Below are 14,287 nucleotides of genomic sequence, written 5' to 3'. Positions count from 1 at the left end.
GTGTTCGCGACGGAATCTTGATTTGAGGTCCGCCCGACGACCGCCAATCGTCCACCCGTGCTCGCCCATGAGCGGTTCGCCGCCGACCGCGACAATTTCGCGGGCCTCGGCCTCGCCGCGCGGTTCGAGCGGATCGAGCAGACCAACCTGTGGGGCGCGGCTAGTTCGGTGTCGGGCCTCGGCTCGGAGGACCCCGCGACCGCAGCGGTCCGCGAGGTGCTTCCTCCACTGCTGCAACGGCTCGGCGCGCGCTCGCTGCTCGATGCGCCCTGCGGGGACGCGGGCTGGATCGGCCGCGTGAGGCTGGATCTCGACTACACCGGCATCGACATCGTTCCGTCGCTGATCGCGGCCAATCGCCAGCGCGTGGCGGGCGGCGAGTTGTCCGGCCGGTTTCTCGTTGCCGACATCACGCGCGATGCACTGCCGCGCGCGGATGTCGTTCTGTGCCGGGACTGCCTGGTGCATTTGAGTTTCGGCAATATCGCCCGCGCCGTCGCGAACTTTCGCGCCAGCGGCGCGCATTTCCTGCTGGTCACGACGTTTCCCGAATGGGACGACAATCGCGATTGCGAGGACGGCGACTGGCGCGCGCTGAACATGGAGAAGGCGCCGTTCGACTGGCCGGCACCGCGCGAGCTGATCAAGGAGCATTGCGAGGAGGGCGGTGGCGGCTGGCGCGACAAGAGCCTCGGGCTGTGGGCGCTGGATCAATTGTAGCCCGGCTCGCGCTGCGCTCCATCCGAACCACAGGACCAACGAGAGTGGAGTGAATTCCGATGATCGATGCCCAATGCAGGTGCGGCGCGCTCACGCTGTCGCTTCCGGGACCGTCCAGCCTCGTCGTCGCCTGCCACTGCATTGACTGCCAGCGTCGAACCGGCGCGCCGTTCGGGGTCGGTGCGTTCTATCCGGCGGAGGGCGTCACGATCTCGGGGACGTCGAACGAATACGTCCGGACAGCCGCAAGCGGCGGCAAGGTCCGCAGCTATTTTTGCCCCGAGTGCGGTTCGACGGTCTATTGGAAGGCGGACAATCTGCCTGCGATGGTCGGCGTTGCCGTCGGCGCTACCGCGGATCCGAACTACCCGGCGCCCATCCGCTCGGTTTTCGAACAGTCGAAACATGCCTGGGTGGAAATATCAGGCGCTGAGCACTTCCAGCAAAGCAGCGCACCGAAGCATTCGAAGTGAGCGTTGCGCTCAAAGGCTGGTGCCGGCTGAGGGGATTGAACCCCCGACCTTCGGTTTACAAAACCGCTGCTCTACCGCTGAGCTAAGCCGGCGACGCCTGGAGAAGCGGGCAGGGACCAGCATACGCCGGAGCCGTCCACCCGTGCGCGCCGCAATACCAGACTTGACCGGAAAGTGCCAGAACCCGCGATGCCCGATGCAGACACGAATCAGGCGGCCCGAAGGCCGCCTGATCTGTCGCGTTCGGTTGAATCGCCTTATTGGCAGATGTGCCGGCGGCCGTCTTCGCCCTTGAACCAGGTGCCGGGCGTGCAGACGAAGCCGTTGCGCTGGGCGTAGGTGCGGGTGTCCCAACCGCGATTGTCCCAGCCGCGGTTATCCCAGCCATTGTCGTAGGCGTAGGCGTCGTTCGTGGCACGGAACGGGGCGGTTGCGATTGCGCCTGCAGTCCCGATGGCTGCGCCGGCCACGCCAGCGGCTGTTCCGACCGCGCCGGCGGCGACGTCGGTCGGCCAGAAGCCGGTGCGGCTCCTGTTCCAGTCGTTATTCCAGTCGCCGTTGTTGGTCTGGCGATAGGACACGCGACGATGCCGATAGCCGCTGTCGGTGTACGGATTTCCCGGTCCGACGTTCTGGCAGTTGGCGTTGGGGAATTGCGCCGCGCAGCGGCCGGGATTGGTGATCACGGCCTGCGCCATGGCAGAGCCCGTCACGAGGGTCGCCGCAATCGCCGTGGCTCCGAGAAGTTTGACGTTCATGATTGTTTGGCTCCCGTTTTGTTGACGGGGGCTAAACGCCGAAGACGCCGGACGTTCCGCTGAAACCGGCGGATTTTCGTGAGCGGCAGTCAAACGGAAGTGAGCACGCGCGATGGTTCCGGACTGCAGGGTCCGGCGGCGTTAATGCTTCACTAGTTCGCTTTGCAGCATTTGAGCGGCGCGCAATCCTTACACATTAGGCTTACCGGCAATTGGAGAGAGGGCCTTAACCCTCTCTGCGTCGCCATCGGGTAGGTTGTCGCCGGATAAATGGGATCCTCTCATGCGCGCATCTGCGCTCGCCGCCTTTCTGATCGGACTGCCCGCGTCGGCGTTTGCCGGCGGCGGCTTCGATATCGTCGTTCCCGGTCGCCCCGGCGTGCCCATCATCATCAACAACATCGACGCGTCCTATGCCGTGGTCGAGGGGACCTGGGGCCTGGGGAAGAACGTGCAGGTGCAGCCCACGATCTATGGCGGCCGCTATATCGCCGAGCGCCAGCCTGAGGACGTCGGCCATTATTACCCGACGCTGGGCCTGCGGCCCGGCTATGGCCGGCTCGAGGTCGAGCCGCCCGCGAACCGCAAAATGCCCAAGCCGGCCGAGAGCTATCACCAGAGCTGGGGCGCGCAATCGGCGCCGCTGCCGCCGCAGATGGACGTGCCCGTCAATCCGCCGCCGGTGATCCTCGCGCCTGAGATCAACGACTATCCGCGGCGTCCTCGGCCGCGGCCGCGTACAGAGATGCCCGGCAGACCGCCGGGTTAAGAAACGACAAAATCCAAAAAACGGAAATCAACAGGAGAGAGTAATGCGTCAGATGATTTCGGGACTGGTCGCGGCGGCTGCCGTGATGTTCGCCGCCACCGCGCCCGCCGCGGCCTGCGGCTTCGATCCGTGCCAGCCGGTCGCGCCGGTCTATTCCGGCTGCAACACCGGCTGCGGCGGTTATGGGGCCGGCTACGGCTACGGCTACGGCGCCTATGAGCGTCTCGCCGAGCCCACCACGCAATATTATCACGTCAACCAGGGCCCGACCTACACCGGTCCGGGCACCTTCGCGCCGTATCCGACCTACCGTGAGGACGCGGTGGTTGCGCCCGCCAATTACGGCTACGGCCGTGGCTATGGCTATGGGCACGGCTATGGCTATCGCGCCGCCGCGGTCGAAGCCCCGGCCGCCTATCCCTACCGCCGCCCGTATTACCGTCCGTATCGCTACGGCTACGGCCCGCGCGCCGGCTATCTGCCGCGCACGCATTACGGCTACGGTCCGCGCTACGGCTACGCCCCGCGCCATGTGCCGTACTACGGCGGCCACCGCGTGCTGCGTCGCTATTACTGATCGCTTGATCGGTTAAACCAACGAGACGCCCGTCCGCGATGCGGACGGGCGTTTTGTTTTGTCACCGCTTCATCAGCCCGAGCCGGCTGGCGCCGACATAGAGCGAGAGCACGGCGGCATTCGAGACGTTGAGGCTCTTGATCTCGCCGGGCATGTCGAGCCGCGCCACGACGCTGCAGGTCTCGCGCGTCAATTGCCGCAGGCCCTTGCCTTCGGCACCCAGCACCAGGGCGAGCGGCTCGCGCAGGGTGACCTCGGAGAGATCCGCGCTGCCTTCACTGTCCAGCCCGACGGTCTGGAAGCCGAGCTCGTTCAGCGTGGTCAGTGCGCGGGCGAGGTTTTGCACCGTCACCATCGGCACCAGCTCCAGTGCGCCGGAGGCGGCCTTGGCCAGCACGCCGGTCGCTTCCGGACTGTGGCGCGCGGTGGTGACGATCGCCTTCACGGCGAACGCCGCAGCCGAGCGCAGGATGGCGCCGACATTGTGCGGATCGGTGATCTGGTCGAGCACCAGCACGATGCCGTCCTGCTCTAAATCCTCGATGTCGGGAGAGGGCAGGGGATCGGCCTCGGCGAGCAGGCCCTGGTGCACGGCGTCGGGCGACAGCAGGCGGTCGATCTCCTGGGGCCGGACGATCTCGGGCGTGATGCGGGTTGCGATGTTCTCGTCCGCCAGACGCCTTGCGGCATTCTCGGTCAGCGTCAGCTTGCGGATCTGCCGCTGGGGGTTGGCGAGCGCCATGGTGACGGTGTGCCAGCCATAGAGGATGACGGGACCGTCGGTGTCCGAATCGCGATCGCGCCGGGCCGGGCGACCGGCCGATTTTCCGGGCCTGTTGAAGGGCTTAGACCCGCCGCGGGGGCCCCTCGGGTTGAATTTTCGATCCTTCATGGGCTCGCTTGTGTCACGGGTCCCGGAATATGGCAATTTGGGTGGTGTCGGGGGCGATTTTAGCTGTTCGCCTCGGTTGACTTTACCCCATCGCTTCGCCGATAACCGCGCCCGGTCGCGCCCCCATCCGGGCTGTCGCGGCCTTCACGTTCCATGGCCGTCTTCGGTCGCCGGCAAGGTCCGGCCCGATTGTGCTGCCGTCGAGCGGGGGAGTGTCCCGAGTGGCAAAGGGAGCTGACTGTAAATCAGCCGCCTTATGGCTTCGCAGGTTCGAGTCCTGCCTCCCCCACCACGCTTCGCCCTTCGGGCTTCGCGTGGCGCAGCCAACGTGATGCGCGAAGGACGGAGCGTGGTGTCCGGCGAAGCCCGTAGGGCGAAGACGGACTGAGCGGATCCGATCGCCTTACCCCATCATCTCGCGCACCATCGGCACCACCTTCCGGCCGTAGAGCTCAATGCTCTTCATCAGCTTCCCATGCGGCAGCGGGCCCGCTGAATACTTCAGCTGAAACCGCGAAATGCCGAGTGCCTTGGCGGTCTTGGCGATCTTGCGCGCGACCGTCTCCGGCGAGCCGACATAGAGCGAACCGTGCTCGGCCTCATTGACGAACTCGTCGCGGCCCATCGGTGGCCAGCCGCGTTCCTTGCCGATGCGGTCGCGCATCGCCTTGTAGTCGGGCCACAGCTCCTCGCGCGCCTGTTCGTCGGTCTCGGCGACATAGCCGGGCGAATGCACGCCGATCGGCTGGGCCGGGCGGCCGAACTCCCTGAACGCGCGGTGATAGAGATCGACGAAGGGCGCGAAGCGCGCGGGATCGCCGCCGATGATCGCGAGCATCAAGGGCAGGTCGTAATGCGCGGCGCGCACCACCGATTGCGGACTGCCGCCGACGCCGATCCAGGTCTTGAGCGTGCCGTTCGCGACCGGGGGATAGACCAGCTGTCCCTTGAGCGGCGGACGCAGCTTGCCTTCCCAGGTCACCGGCTTCTGCGACAGCAGCGCTGCGAACAGATCGAGCTTCTCTTCGAACAGCGCTTCGTAAGCCCGCAGGTCGAAACCGAACAGCGGAAAGGATTCGGTGAATGAGCCGCGGCCGAGGATCACCTCGGCGCGCCCGTTCGAGAGCGCGTCCAGCGTGGCAAAGCGCTGGAAGACGCGGATCGGATCATCCGAGCTCAGCACCGTCACGGCCGAACCGAGATGGATGCGCCTGGTCCGCGACGCGATGGCGGCCAGCACGGTCTCAGGGGAGGAGATCGCGAAGTCGGCGCGGTGATGTTCGCCGAGGCCGATGAAGTCGAGGCCGAGCTCGTCGGCCAGCACCGCTTCGTCGACGACGTTGCGGATCACCTGCGCGTGCGGAAGCATCGCGCCGGAGGTATCTGTGGTGACGTCGCCAAAGGTGTCCAGTCCGAATTCAAGCGGTGCGGTCATTGATGAGGTCTCTGCGGGCGCGGCTTGCGCGCCTGTCACTGGGGGAGGGGATTGGTTTGGTTGGAGCTAAGCAGCCGGGTCTGATGCGCAATGCTGCTTCGAGAAACCCATTGTTTCCCTTTCTTCTTGGTGTCGGGGGGGCCGCGGCTTCAGTCGGACCTGGCGAACATCTCGACCAGGGTCTCGCGCAGCCAGCGCTGCGCCGGCACGGTGTCGTTGCGCTGGTGCCAGAACAGGCTGACGATGCGCGGCGGCGCCTTGAGCGGAAGCGGCATGGCGTGCAGGAACGGCGCGTGCCGGGATTGCGAGCGCAAATCGCTCGGCAGCACCGCAATCAGGTCGGACTGGCGCACCACCTCGTAGGCGGCGCTGTAGTGATTGACGGTCGCGACCAGGTTGCGCGATAGCCCGCGCGAGGCGAGGAAGAGGTCGTAGGACGGCAAGGTCTTGCCGGCGAGGCTCACATCGACATGCCCCGCGTTGAGGAAGCTGCGCGTGCTCAGCCGCTTCATCGCCGCGACCGGATGGCCGCGCCGCATGAAACAGGCGTAGTCGACGGTCCACAGCGAGCGCGAGCGGATGGCGGCCGGTTGCTGCGCCTCGTTGACATAGACGCTGAGCACGCAATCAACGCGATTGTCCTCGAGCTGGTCGGCGATCTCCACGACGGTGTTGGGAACGGTGTGGATTCGCGCCTTGGGCGCGACCTTGCCGAAATGGTTCAGCAGGTTCGGCATCACCAGCGAGGCGACGTAATCCGACATCGACAGGCTGAACTCTGTCTGCGCACGGTGCGGGTCGAACACCTGCTCGTCGAGCGCGCCGCGGACGGTTTCGAGCGCTTCGCCGATCGGCTCCCACAGCACCACGGCGCGTTGGGTCGGACGGATGCCGGTGCCGGACCTGACGAACAGGGGATCGCCGAGCGCGTCCCGCAGGCGTGCGAGCGCGTTGCTGACCGCAGGCTGCGTCATCAGAAGCGCGTTGGCGGCGCGCGTGACGCTGCCCTCGGTCATCAGGGCCTCGAAGACTTTCAGCAGGTTGAGGTCGAGCTTTCGGAACGACAGAACATTCACCACAGTAATGTACTAGATCATGATTATAAATTATGACGATAATATCTCCTTGTCTATGGTTCCCCCAGGGATGAGCGGAGTGCCGGCCGCCAGACAGAGGGGGACTTTCATGTCGATGATTTCGGCGCGCATCGAGCGCCTTCCATTCGCGCGTTTCCATAAGCATCTGCTGCTGATGGGCGGGCTCGGCTATACATTCGACGCGATGGATGCAGCGGTGCTGGCGTTCATCCTGCCGGTGTTGCGCACGACCTGGAATCTGTCGAGCGTGCAGATCGGCGTGCTCGGCAGCAGCACCTATATCGGCTTCCTGTTCGGCGCGCTGCTGGCGGGCACGCTGGGTGACCTGATCGGCCGTCGTGCGGTGATGATGTCGGCGCTGGCGCTCTATTGCGTCGCATCCATCGTCAGCGCGGCGGTGAACGACTGGTCGTCCTTCTTCGCCGCCCGGGTCGTCGCGGGCATGGGCACCGGCGCGGAGAGCGCAATCATTGCGCCCTATCTGGCGGAGTTCGTCGCACGGCGTTACCGCGGCAGCTTTACCGGCGCGCTGGCCGGATTCTTCTCCTTCGGTTTCGTGGCGTCGGCCTTGCTCGGCTATTTCATCGTGCCAGCCTATGAGAACGGCTGGCGCATCGTTCTGGTGATCACCGCGGTGCCGGTCGTCATGCTGCTGTGGTGGCGCAGGGCGCTGCCGGAATCGCCGCGCTGGCTGGAAAGCCGGGGCCGTGAGAAGGAAGCCGCAGCCGTGCTCGACAGGATTGAGGCCGGCTTTGCGAGCCAAGGCCATGTCCTGCCACAACCGGTCGTCGAAGCCGCGGCGCCTGCCGTGACTGGTGGGACGCTGCTTGCCAATTTCGCCGCGCTCCTCGCCGGCCGCCAGGCGCGCATCACCATCATGACCTGGATCATGTGGCTTGCGATCACGTTCAGCTACTATTCCTTCTTCGTCTGGATCCCCGGCCTTCTGGTCCAGAACGGCATGAGCATCACCAAGAGCTTCGCCTATTCGATCGCGATCTATTGCGCGCAGATTCCCGGCTATTTCAGTGCCGCGTATTTCAACGAGCGCATCGGCCGGCAGGCGACCATCGCCTCCTACATGGTGCTTGGCGGCGCAAGCGCGCTCGGCCTCGCCTTCGCGCAGAGCGACCAGCACATCATGGTGGCGGGAATTCTACTGTCCTTCTTCATGAACGGCACCTATGCGGGCGTCTATGCCTATACCGCCGAGGTATTTCCGACGGCGGTCAGAACCACCGGCGCCGGGCTCGCTTCCGCGATCGGCCGCATCGGTGCGATCGTCTCGCCGATCCTGGTCGGCTATCTCTATCCCAATTTCGGCTTCGCCGGCGTCTTCGGCCTCACCACAAGCGTGCTGCTGTTAGGCGCGCTCACCGTGGTGCTGATGGGGGTGCCGACGCGCGGCCGTTCGCTGGAAGAGATTGCGGCGGGTGAAGTCGCGTGAGGGAAACAAAACGCCGGTCCGATCCGCTGCTCTGCGCCGTGGCGGCCGCGCAGGGCAGGGCGGATCAGCCGGATGCCCTGTACTCGGCGCTGGACGACGCCTTGAAATCGGCGATCGGCCACAAGCTGTTCACGATCCTGACCTATGACGACGACACGAGGGAAGCAGCGCGGGTGTATTCCAATCTCCCCGGACCTTACCCGGCGGGCGGACGCAAACGCCTGGCGCCGGGGCCGTGGACCGAGGCTGTGCTGGACCGCGGCGAGGCCTATATCGGCCGCACCCGGGACGATCTGCGCGAGGTGTTTTCCGATCACGAGCTGATTGCTTCGCTCGGCTGCGCGAGCGTGCTCAACATGCCCGTGCGCTGGCGCGGGCGCACGCTCGGCTCGCTCAATCTGCTCCATGAAGCAGGCTGGTACGGCGAGGACGATGTCGCTGCGTGTCTTCCATTCGCCCAGCTCGCTCTGCCCGCGCTGCTCATCCAGTCCTGATCAGACAGGAAGTCGTCATGTCCCGTGTGCTCTTCAAGAACGCCGCTCTGCTCGATCCGCTCCAGCCGGACCTCCTGGAGGGACATCACGTGCTGGTCGAGGACAGTCTGATCAAGGAGGTCTCCGATCGGCCGCTCCAGGTGGAAGCCGACCGCACGATCGATCTGAAGGGCAAGACGCTGATGCCCGGCCTGATCGACCTGCATGTGCATGCGATCGCCGTCGAACTCAATCTGGCGCAGCAGGTGCACATGCCCAACGTGCTGGTGACGCTACGCTCGACGCTGCTGCTGCGCGGCATGCTGCGGCGGGGCTTCACCACCGTGCGCGACGCCGGCGGTGCCGGCCATGCGCTGAAGCAGGCGATCGAGACCGGGCTCACCGACGGACCGCGGCTGTTCGTCTCGGGACGTGCGCTCAGCCAGACCGGCGGCCACGGCGACATGCGGGCCCGCTCGGACTACCTCGCCAGCGACGCACCGTGCCCGTGCTGCGTGCGTGTCGGCGCGCTGGCGCGCGTTGCCGACGGTGTCGATGGCGTGCGAAGGGCGGCCCGCGAAGAGCTCCAGATGGGCGCCGACCAGATCAAGATCATGGCCTCCGGCGGCGTCGCCTCACCGACCGACCCGGTCGGCGCCTTCGGCTACTCCGAGGACGAGATCCGCGCCATCGTCGAGGAGGCGCGCGGGCGTCAGACCTATGTGCTCGCCCACGCCTACACCGCTGCTGCGATCGAACGCGCCATTCGCTGCGGCGTGCGCACCATCGAGCACGGCAATCTGGTCGATGCTCCGACCGCGCAACTGATGGCCGAGAAGGGCGCCTATGTGGTGCCGACGCTCGTCACCTACGAGGCGCTGGCCAACGAGGGCGCCCAATACGGCCTGCCGCCCGAAAGCGTGGCCAAGATCGCCGATGTCCGCGACGCCGGCCTGCGTTCGCTCACGATCTATCGCGATGCCGGCGTGAAGATGGGGTTCGGCAGCGACCTGCTCGGACCGTCGCAGCGTCTGCAGAGCGACGAATTCCGCATCCGCGCCGAGATTCTCGGTCCGCGCGCCGTCATCGCCAGCGCGACATTGGTCGGCGCCGAGGTGCTCGGCATGGAGGGCAAGCTCGGGCGCATCATGCCCGAAGCCATTGCGGACCTGCTGGTGGTCGACGGCAATCCGCTGCGCGATGTTGCCTGCCTGCTCGGCCAGGGCGAGCACATCCCGATGGTGATGAAGGCAGGCAAGGTCCAGTTCGACCGGCTGGGCGCGTAGCCGGCGTTACCGCCACATTCCGCGCATTCGAGCGCCGATGTCGACCTTCGGGCCTTGCGCGGCGGTGCGCGCTGCGCTTGCCCCGGCCTTCGGCCAGGCAGTGCGCTCGAACAGATAGACCAGCTGCTCCGGGATGAAGCGGGTGCGCGAGGCGTAGACGTGGCGGTCGCCCTTGGCTGCCTGGCCGTGGGTGAAGAAGCGCTGCGGCACCACGAGGTGCAGGTCGTCCTTGGCGCGCGTCATCGCGACATAGAGCAGGCGGCGTTCCTCCTCGAGCTCGGCGCTGGTGCCGGCGCCGAGATCCGACGGCATGCAGCCGTCGACGACGTTGAGCACGAACACCGATTTCCACTCCTGGCCCTTGGCGGAGTGGATGGTGGAGAGGATCAGATAATCCTCGTCGCGCAAGGGTGGCCCGGATTTGTCGCTGGTCGCATCCGGTGGATCGAGCGTGAGCTCGGTCAGGAATTTCTCGCGCGAGGCATAGCCGCTCGCGATCTGCTCGAGCTGCATCAGATCGGCGCGGCGCGTCTCGGAATCCTCGTGCAGGCGATCGAGATGCGGTTCGTACCAGAGCCGCACGCGTTCGAGGTCAGCCGGCCATTCCGAATAGCGCAAATTTTCGATGGTGCGGACGAAGCCGGTCCAGTCCGCGCCGGTGCGCGGCGGCACCGGGAGCTGGCCGAGCGCGGCGAGCGGATCGGAGCTCTCCGCCATCTGGTCGAGCACACGCTGCGCCGTCGCAGGTCCGATGCCCGGCAACAGATGCAGGATGCGAAAGCCGGCGACGCGGTCGCGCGGATTCTCAGCGAAGCGCAGCAGTGCCAGCACGTCCTTGACATGCGCGGCATCGAGAAACTTGAGCCCTCCGAACTTGACGAAGGGAATGTTGCGGCGGGTGAGCTCGATCTCCAGCGGGCCCGAATGCGAGGACGTTCGGAACAGCACCGCCTGGTGCTTCAACAGCGCGCCTTGCTCGCGAGTGGCCAGCACTTGCTCGACGATGTAGCGGGCCTGGTCGGCCTCGTCGTGCACGGTGACGAGCTGTGGTTTTTGCGTGCCGGCGCGGTCGGTCCAGAGGTTCTTTGTAAAGCGCTCGCGCGCCAGGCCAATGACGCCGTTGGCCGCTGCCAGCACGGGTTGCGTCGAGCGGTAATTGCGGTCGAGCGTGATCATCTCGGCGCGCGGCGAGAAGCTCTGCGGAAAATCCAGGATGTTGCGGACAGTGGCGGCGCGGAACGAATAGATCGACTGCGCGTCGTCGCCGACGACGGTGAGGCCGCGCCCGTCCGGCTTCAGCGCCAGCAGGATCGAGGATTGCAGGCGGTTGGTGTCCTGATATTCGTCGACCAAGACGTGATCGAAGCGGCCGCCGATTTCTTCCGCGATCGTCGCATCGCTCATCATCTGCGACCAGTAGAGCAGGAGGTCGTCGTAATCGAGCACGTGCTGGGCCTGCTTGGCCTCGACATAGGCCGCGAACAGGCCCTTCAGCTCGGGCGCCCAGCCTGCGCACCAGGGATAATGCGCCCCCAAAACCTTCTCGATCTCCATCTCGGCATTGACGCAGCGGGAGTAGATCGACAGGCAGGTGCCTTTGGCGGGAAAGCGGCTCTCTGTCTTCGACAATCCGCGCTCGTGCCGGACCAGATTCATCAGATCGGCGGAATCCTCGCGGTCGTGGATGGTGAAGGCAGGATCGACGCCGATCCGCTCGGCATATTCGCGCAGCAACCGTGCGCCGATGCCGTGGAACGTGCCGGCCCAGCTGAGCGCGTCGCGCATGATCGCGGCGTTGTTCTCGCCAAGCACTTTTCGGGCGATGCGCTCGACCCGGCCGGCCATCTCGGCCGCGGCGCGCCGCGAGAACGTCATCAGGAGGATGCGGCGCGGATCGCTGCCCGCGACGATCAGGTGCGCGACGCGATGGGCCAGCGTGTTGGTTTTGCCGGAGCCTGCACCGGCGATGACGAGCAGGGGCGCGCCCACGGTCGCACCATCGGCCACACCATGCTCCACGGCGCGGCGCTGCTCCGCATTGAGCGTGTCCAGATATGTCGCCACGAATCGCCCCGGTGAAACAGCCAGACTCGGCGATCCCGCTGCGAATCGCAATGCGTCTGGACGGGACCGATGTTAAGACCTAGGGACAAGACGGCCCAAGGTTCCATTCCGAAAAGCGCCACCCGGCATGACCGAGCTCAAATCCGACCAGTTCGAGATGCGACGGCTGGAATCGCTCAGCAACACCATTTTTGGCGTTGCCATGACGCTGCTCGCCTACGATCTGCCCAGGGCCGCGGTCTTCACAAGCGCGCCCGACTGGAACGATCTGGCCCGGGTCTATTCCGGCAAGCTCGCGGGTCTTGCGCTCAGCTTCATCATCGCCGGCGTGTTCTGGATCAGCCATCACCGCCGGCTGGCGCGCCAGCCCGTCGGCAGCCGCGGCGCGGTGATCCTCAATCTGTTTTTCCTGCTGTCGATCGTGCTGCTGCCGGTGACCAACGGCCTCTACACCAACTACCCCACGAGCAGTGCGGTCGCCGTGCTCTACGGCCTGCACCTGACCACCATCGCCGGCCTCAATGCCTGGCTGTGGTGGAGGATCCTGGGCGGCTGGCGCCACGAGATCATGGCCTCGCTGTTTCCGCTGCTGGTGTTTATTCCGGGCACGGTCGTTGCGGCGTTCGCGCCGCAGGTCGCGCCGTTCGTGTGGTTCATCGCCTTCGGCGGCCTGCTGATCCAGCGCTTCTATGTCGGGCCGACCGGGACGGACGCGTAGGGCCGCGGCTCAGCCTTGCGTCGTGCCGAACCCGTCGGCCGGCACGTAAAGCTTGACCGGGCGAATTTCGTAGACCGCTGACGGATTGACCTGACGCAGCGTCCGCGCGGCCGCGATCGCCTCCTCGTCCGTGTCGTATTCGACGAGGTGGAAGCCCAGAAGCTGCTCCTTGGTCTCGGCAAACGGGCCGTCCAGCACGACGCCCGCGCCGGGGCCACGCAAGGTGCGGGCCTTTCGGGTCTCATCCAGGCGGGCGGCCGGGCCAAAATGCCCGCTTGCCCGCAGCGGTGCCTGAACCTCGATGACTTTGGCCACGACCGCGGCGTCCTTCTCGGGCGTCCAGGACAAGATCTCGTCTTCCACGTGATAGGCCAGGATGGCGTAAAGCATCGTCACCTCGTTGATTTTCGCTGCGCGCGTCCGAAGGACGTATCACCACCGTCGCAGCCGACAATGGGCTTGAGGAAAATATTGCGTCGCGGGGTGCGGCGACGAAACCTTCCCGAAACCCGATTGCGGCCGAAAGGTGTGAACGCCGCTCGAAATCGGCGCGACTGATGGCCACTAAGAACACTTCGGAGGCGGCCATGTCGACCATCAAGATCATCTGCAAGATCATCTGCGACGCGCGTCGGGCGGGAAAGTCGGACGCCGCGGATCTGCACGACCAGAGCGGCCACCACCGCTATTACGGCAGCTCGGCCGAGAGCGGCGGCGAGCGCATCCTCGAAAGCCGGCGCGGCAAGCGCCCGCGCGCAATGAGCGTTTGCGGCTTCTAGACCCGACGCGGTTGCGGTGCGGGAGCAGACTCGCACGAACTGACCGCGTCTCACATCCCGCTCAGCACCTGCTTGATCAGGGTTTCCCGCAACCGGGCGAGTTCGCCGCTCGTCTCCATCTGCTCGATCATCCTTCCGACCTTCGGCACGAGATCGCGATGCCGTTCATGCAGATGGTGGTAGATGCTGATGCGCTCGAGTGGCGGCGAGAGCGGATGGATCCTGGCCTGGAGATTGAGTTTCTTCACCGCAGCCAACCCGCTGAAGAGGTCGGTGACCATCACGTCGAAGCGGTCGGCATCGAGCATCTTGACCATGTTGTCGAGGCTTGTCGTCGCCGTGACCCGGGTCATGCCGCGCGTACCGGCTTCCGACGAGCCGACGCCGCGTACGATGCCGATGCTGTAGTCCCTGATTGAATTCCAGCCGGCGACGTCGAACTGCAGTTTCGTGGTGAAGACAGCGGGCTCGATGTAATTGATCGCAGGTGTCACCTGGATCAGCGTCGGGTAGTCGCGAGAGAGCGTTCCGATCCGCTGGACCTCGCCGTCGACCTGGCCGGTGCTCGACAGCGCGAGCGCGCGCTTGCCGGGGACATCCTCGAATTTGAGCTTGATGTTCAGCCTGGCATAAACCGCGCGGAGCATCTCGCCGCCGACATATTGGTCGGGAATATCGGCGATGCGTGCGAGCCGGATGACTTCTTGCGCCTGCGACGGGCCTGCCGCGAGCAGCAACAGGCAGACCACGACTATCCGCCTCATGACGCATCTCCCTGGCCATGCCTTTTGGGCGTGCC

16 protein-coding genes and 2 tRNA genes are annotated in these 14,287 nt (G+C 65.6%); 10 read left to right on the top strand and 8 right to left on the bottom strand.

The window, feature by feature from the left end; translation table 11 throughout:
• Positions 1-57: 57 nt before the first annotated feature.
• Both AC0L3A_RS08510 and AC0L3A_RS08505 read left to right on the top strand, forming a co-directional pair.
• A complete protein-coding gene (locus AC0L3A_RS08510; protein ID WP_219683796.1) occupies positions 58-720 on the top strand; it encodes a class I SAM-dependent methyltransferase in 663 nt (220 codons plus the stop codon).
• Between the two features lie 59 nt (positions 721-779).
• Positions 780-1,193 (top strand): GFA family protein, encoded by a 414-nt coding sequence (locus AC0L3A_RS08505; RefSeq protein ID WP_219683794.1) that lies wholly within the window; start codon positions 780-782, stop codon positions 1,191-1,193.
• A gap of 17 nt (positions 1,194-1,210) precedes the next feature.
• Here the strand turns inward: AC0L3A_RS08505 and AC0L3A_RS08500 are convergent.
• Together AC0L3A_RS08500 and AC0L3A_RS08495 are read right to left on the bottom strand one after the other, a co-directional pair.
• Positions 1,211-1,285: transfer RNA gene (locus tag AC0L3A_RS08500), tRNA-Thr, on the bottom strand.
• Between the two features lie 165 nt (positions 1,286-1,450).
• Positions 1,451-1,951 (bottom strand): hypothetical protein, encoded by a 501-nt coding sequence (locus AC0L3A_RS08495; protein ID WP_007602678.1) that lies wholly within the window; start codon positions 1,949-1,951, stop codon positions 1,451-1,453.
• Positions 1,952-2,234: 283 nt separating this feature from the next.
• Here AC0L3A_RS08495 and AC0L3A_RS08490 point away from each other — a divergent pair, with 283 nt between their 5' ends.
• On the top strand, positions 2,235-2,720 hold the full coding sequence (locus AC0L3A_RS08490; RefSeq protein WP_219683793.1) for a hypothetical protein: 486 nt from the start codon (positions 2,235-2,237) through the stop codon (positions 2,718-2,720).
• Between the two features lie 43 nt (positions 2,721-2,763).
• Positions 2,764-3,297: a hypothetical protein gene (locus AC0L3A_RS08485; protein WP_219683791.1), complete on the top strand. Its 534-nt coding sequence runs from the start codon at positions 2,764-2,766 to the stop codon at positions 3,295-3,297.
• A gap of 61 nt (positions 3,298-3,358) precedes the next feature.
• Here the strand turns inward: AC0L3A_RS08485 and rlmB are convergent, their stop codons facing one another.
• Complete coding sequence (gene rlmB / locus AC0L3A_RS08480) at positions 3,359-4,189, bottom strand: 23S rRNA (guanosine(2251)-2'-O)-methyltransferase RlmB (RefSeq protein ID WP_219683789.1); 831 nt, start codon at positions 4,187-4,189, stop codon at positions 3,359-3,361.
• A gap of 206 nt (positions 4,190-4,395) precedes the next feature.
• On the opposite strand from rlmB, the gene AC0L3A_RS08475 reads away from it, so the two are divergent.
• A tRNA-Tyr gene (locus AC0L3A_RS08475) sits at positions 4,396-4,481 on the top strand.
• A gap of 111 nt (positions 4,482-4,592) precedes the next feature.
• Here the strand turns inward: AC0L3A_RS08475 and AC0L3A_RS08470 are convergent.
• Positions 4,593-5,624 (bottom strand): LLM class flavin-dependent oxidoreductase, encoded by a 1,032-nt coding sequence (locus tag AC0L3A_RS08470; protein WP_354128757.1) that lies wholly within the window; start codon positions 5,622-5,624, stop codon positions 4,593-4,595.
• Positions 5,625-5,773: 149 nt separating this feature from the next.
• A complete protein-coding gene (locus AC0L3A_RS08465; protein ID WP_354128758.1) occupies positions 5,774-6,703 on the bottom strand; it encodes a LysR family transcriptional regulator in 930 nt (309 codons plus the stop codon).
• A gap of 106 nt (positions 6,704-6,809) precedes the next feature.
• Between AC0L3A_RS08465 and AC0L3A_RS08460 the strand changes: the two genes are divergently transcribed.
• Genes AC0L3A_RS08460 through AC0L3A_RS08450 form a run of 3 tightly spaced genes read left to right on the top strand, consistent with a single transcriptional unit; the run spans position 6,810 to position 9,927 of the window.
• A complete protein-coding gene (locus tag AC0L3A_RS08460) occupies positions 6,810-8,168 on the top strand; it encodes an MFS transporter (RefSeq protein WP_219683784.1) in 1,359 nt (452 codons plus the stop codon).
• On the top strand, positions 8,165-8,662 hold the full coding sequence (locus tag AC0L3A_RS08455; RefSeq protein ID WP_219683782.1) for a GAF domain-containing protein: 498 nt from the start codon (positions 8,165-8,167) through the stop codon (positions 8,660-8,662). The genes AC0L3A_RS08460 and AC0L3A_RS08455 overlap by 4 nt, the downstream gene beginning before the upstream one ends.
• A gap of 17 nt (positions 8,663-8,679) precedes the next feature.
• Positions 8,680-9,927, top strand: coding sequence for a metal-dependent hydrolase family protein (locus AC0L3A_RS08450; protein WP_219683781.1), 1,248 nt, complete (start codon positions 8,680-8,682; stop codon positions 9,925-9,927).
• 6 nt (positions 9,928-9,933) lie between these two features.
• Here AC0L3A_RS08450 and AC0L3A_RS08445 read toward each other — a convergent pair whose 3' ends face one another.
• Positions 9,934-11,991: an ATP-dependent helicase gene (locus tag AC0L3A_RS08445; RefSeq protein WP_219683779.1), complete on the bottom strand. Its 2,058-nt coding sequence runs from the start codon at positions 11,989-11,991 to the stop codon at positions 9,934-9,936.
• Between the two features lie 127 nt (positions 11,992-12,118).
• Here AC0L3A_RS08445 and AC0L3A_RS08440 point away from each other — a divergent pair, with 127 nt between their 5' ends.
• The gene (locus AC0L3A_RS08440; protein ID WP_007602905.1) at positions 12,119-12,709 is read left to right on the top strand and encodes a TMEM175 family protein; all 591 of its coding nucleotides are present in this window, start codon (positions 12,119-12,121) and stop codon (positions 12,707-12,709) included.
• A gap of 9 nt (positions 12,710-12,718) precedes the next feature.
• Here AC0L3A_RS08440 and AC0L3A_RS08435 read toward each other — a convergent pair whose 3' ends face one another.
• Positions 12,719-13,099 carry a YciI family protein gene (locus tag AC0L3A_RS08435; protein WP_007602906.1) on the bottom strand — a complete coding sequence of 127 codons (381 nt, stop codon included), beginning with the start codon at positions 13,097-13,099 and terminating at the stop codon, positions 12,719-12,721.
• A 197-nt stretch (positions 13,100-13,296) separates the two neighbouring features.
• Here AC0L3A_RS08435 and AC0L3A_RS08430 point away from each other — a divergent pair, with 197 nt between their 5' ends.
• The gene (locus tag AC0L3A_RS08430; protein WP_219683778.1) at positions 13,297-13,488 is read left to right on the top strand and encodes a hypothetical protein; all 192 of its coding nucleotides are present in this window, start codon (positions 13,297-13,299) and stop codon (positions 13,486-13,488) included.
• Between the two features lie 50 nt (positions 13,489-13,538).
• Here AC0L3A_RS08430 and AC0L3A_RS08425 read toward each other — a convergent pair whose 3' ends face one another.
• Positions 13,539-14,252, bottom strand: coding sequence for a substrate-binding periplasmic protein (locus tag AC0L3A_RS08425; protein ID WP_219683776.1), 714 nt, complete (start codon positions 14,250-14,252; stop codon positions 13,539-13,541).
• Positions 14,253-14,287: the final 35 nt, after the last annotated feature.

This window comes from Bradyrhizobium sp. MI1.3, from assembly GCF_055811695.1.
The sequence above is the reverse complement of the archived record's forward strand: the minus strand, read 5'-3'. Positions and strand labels throughout refer to the sequence as shown.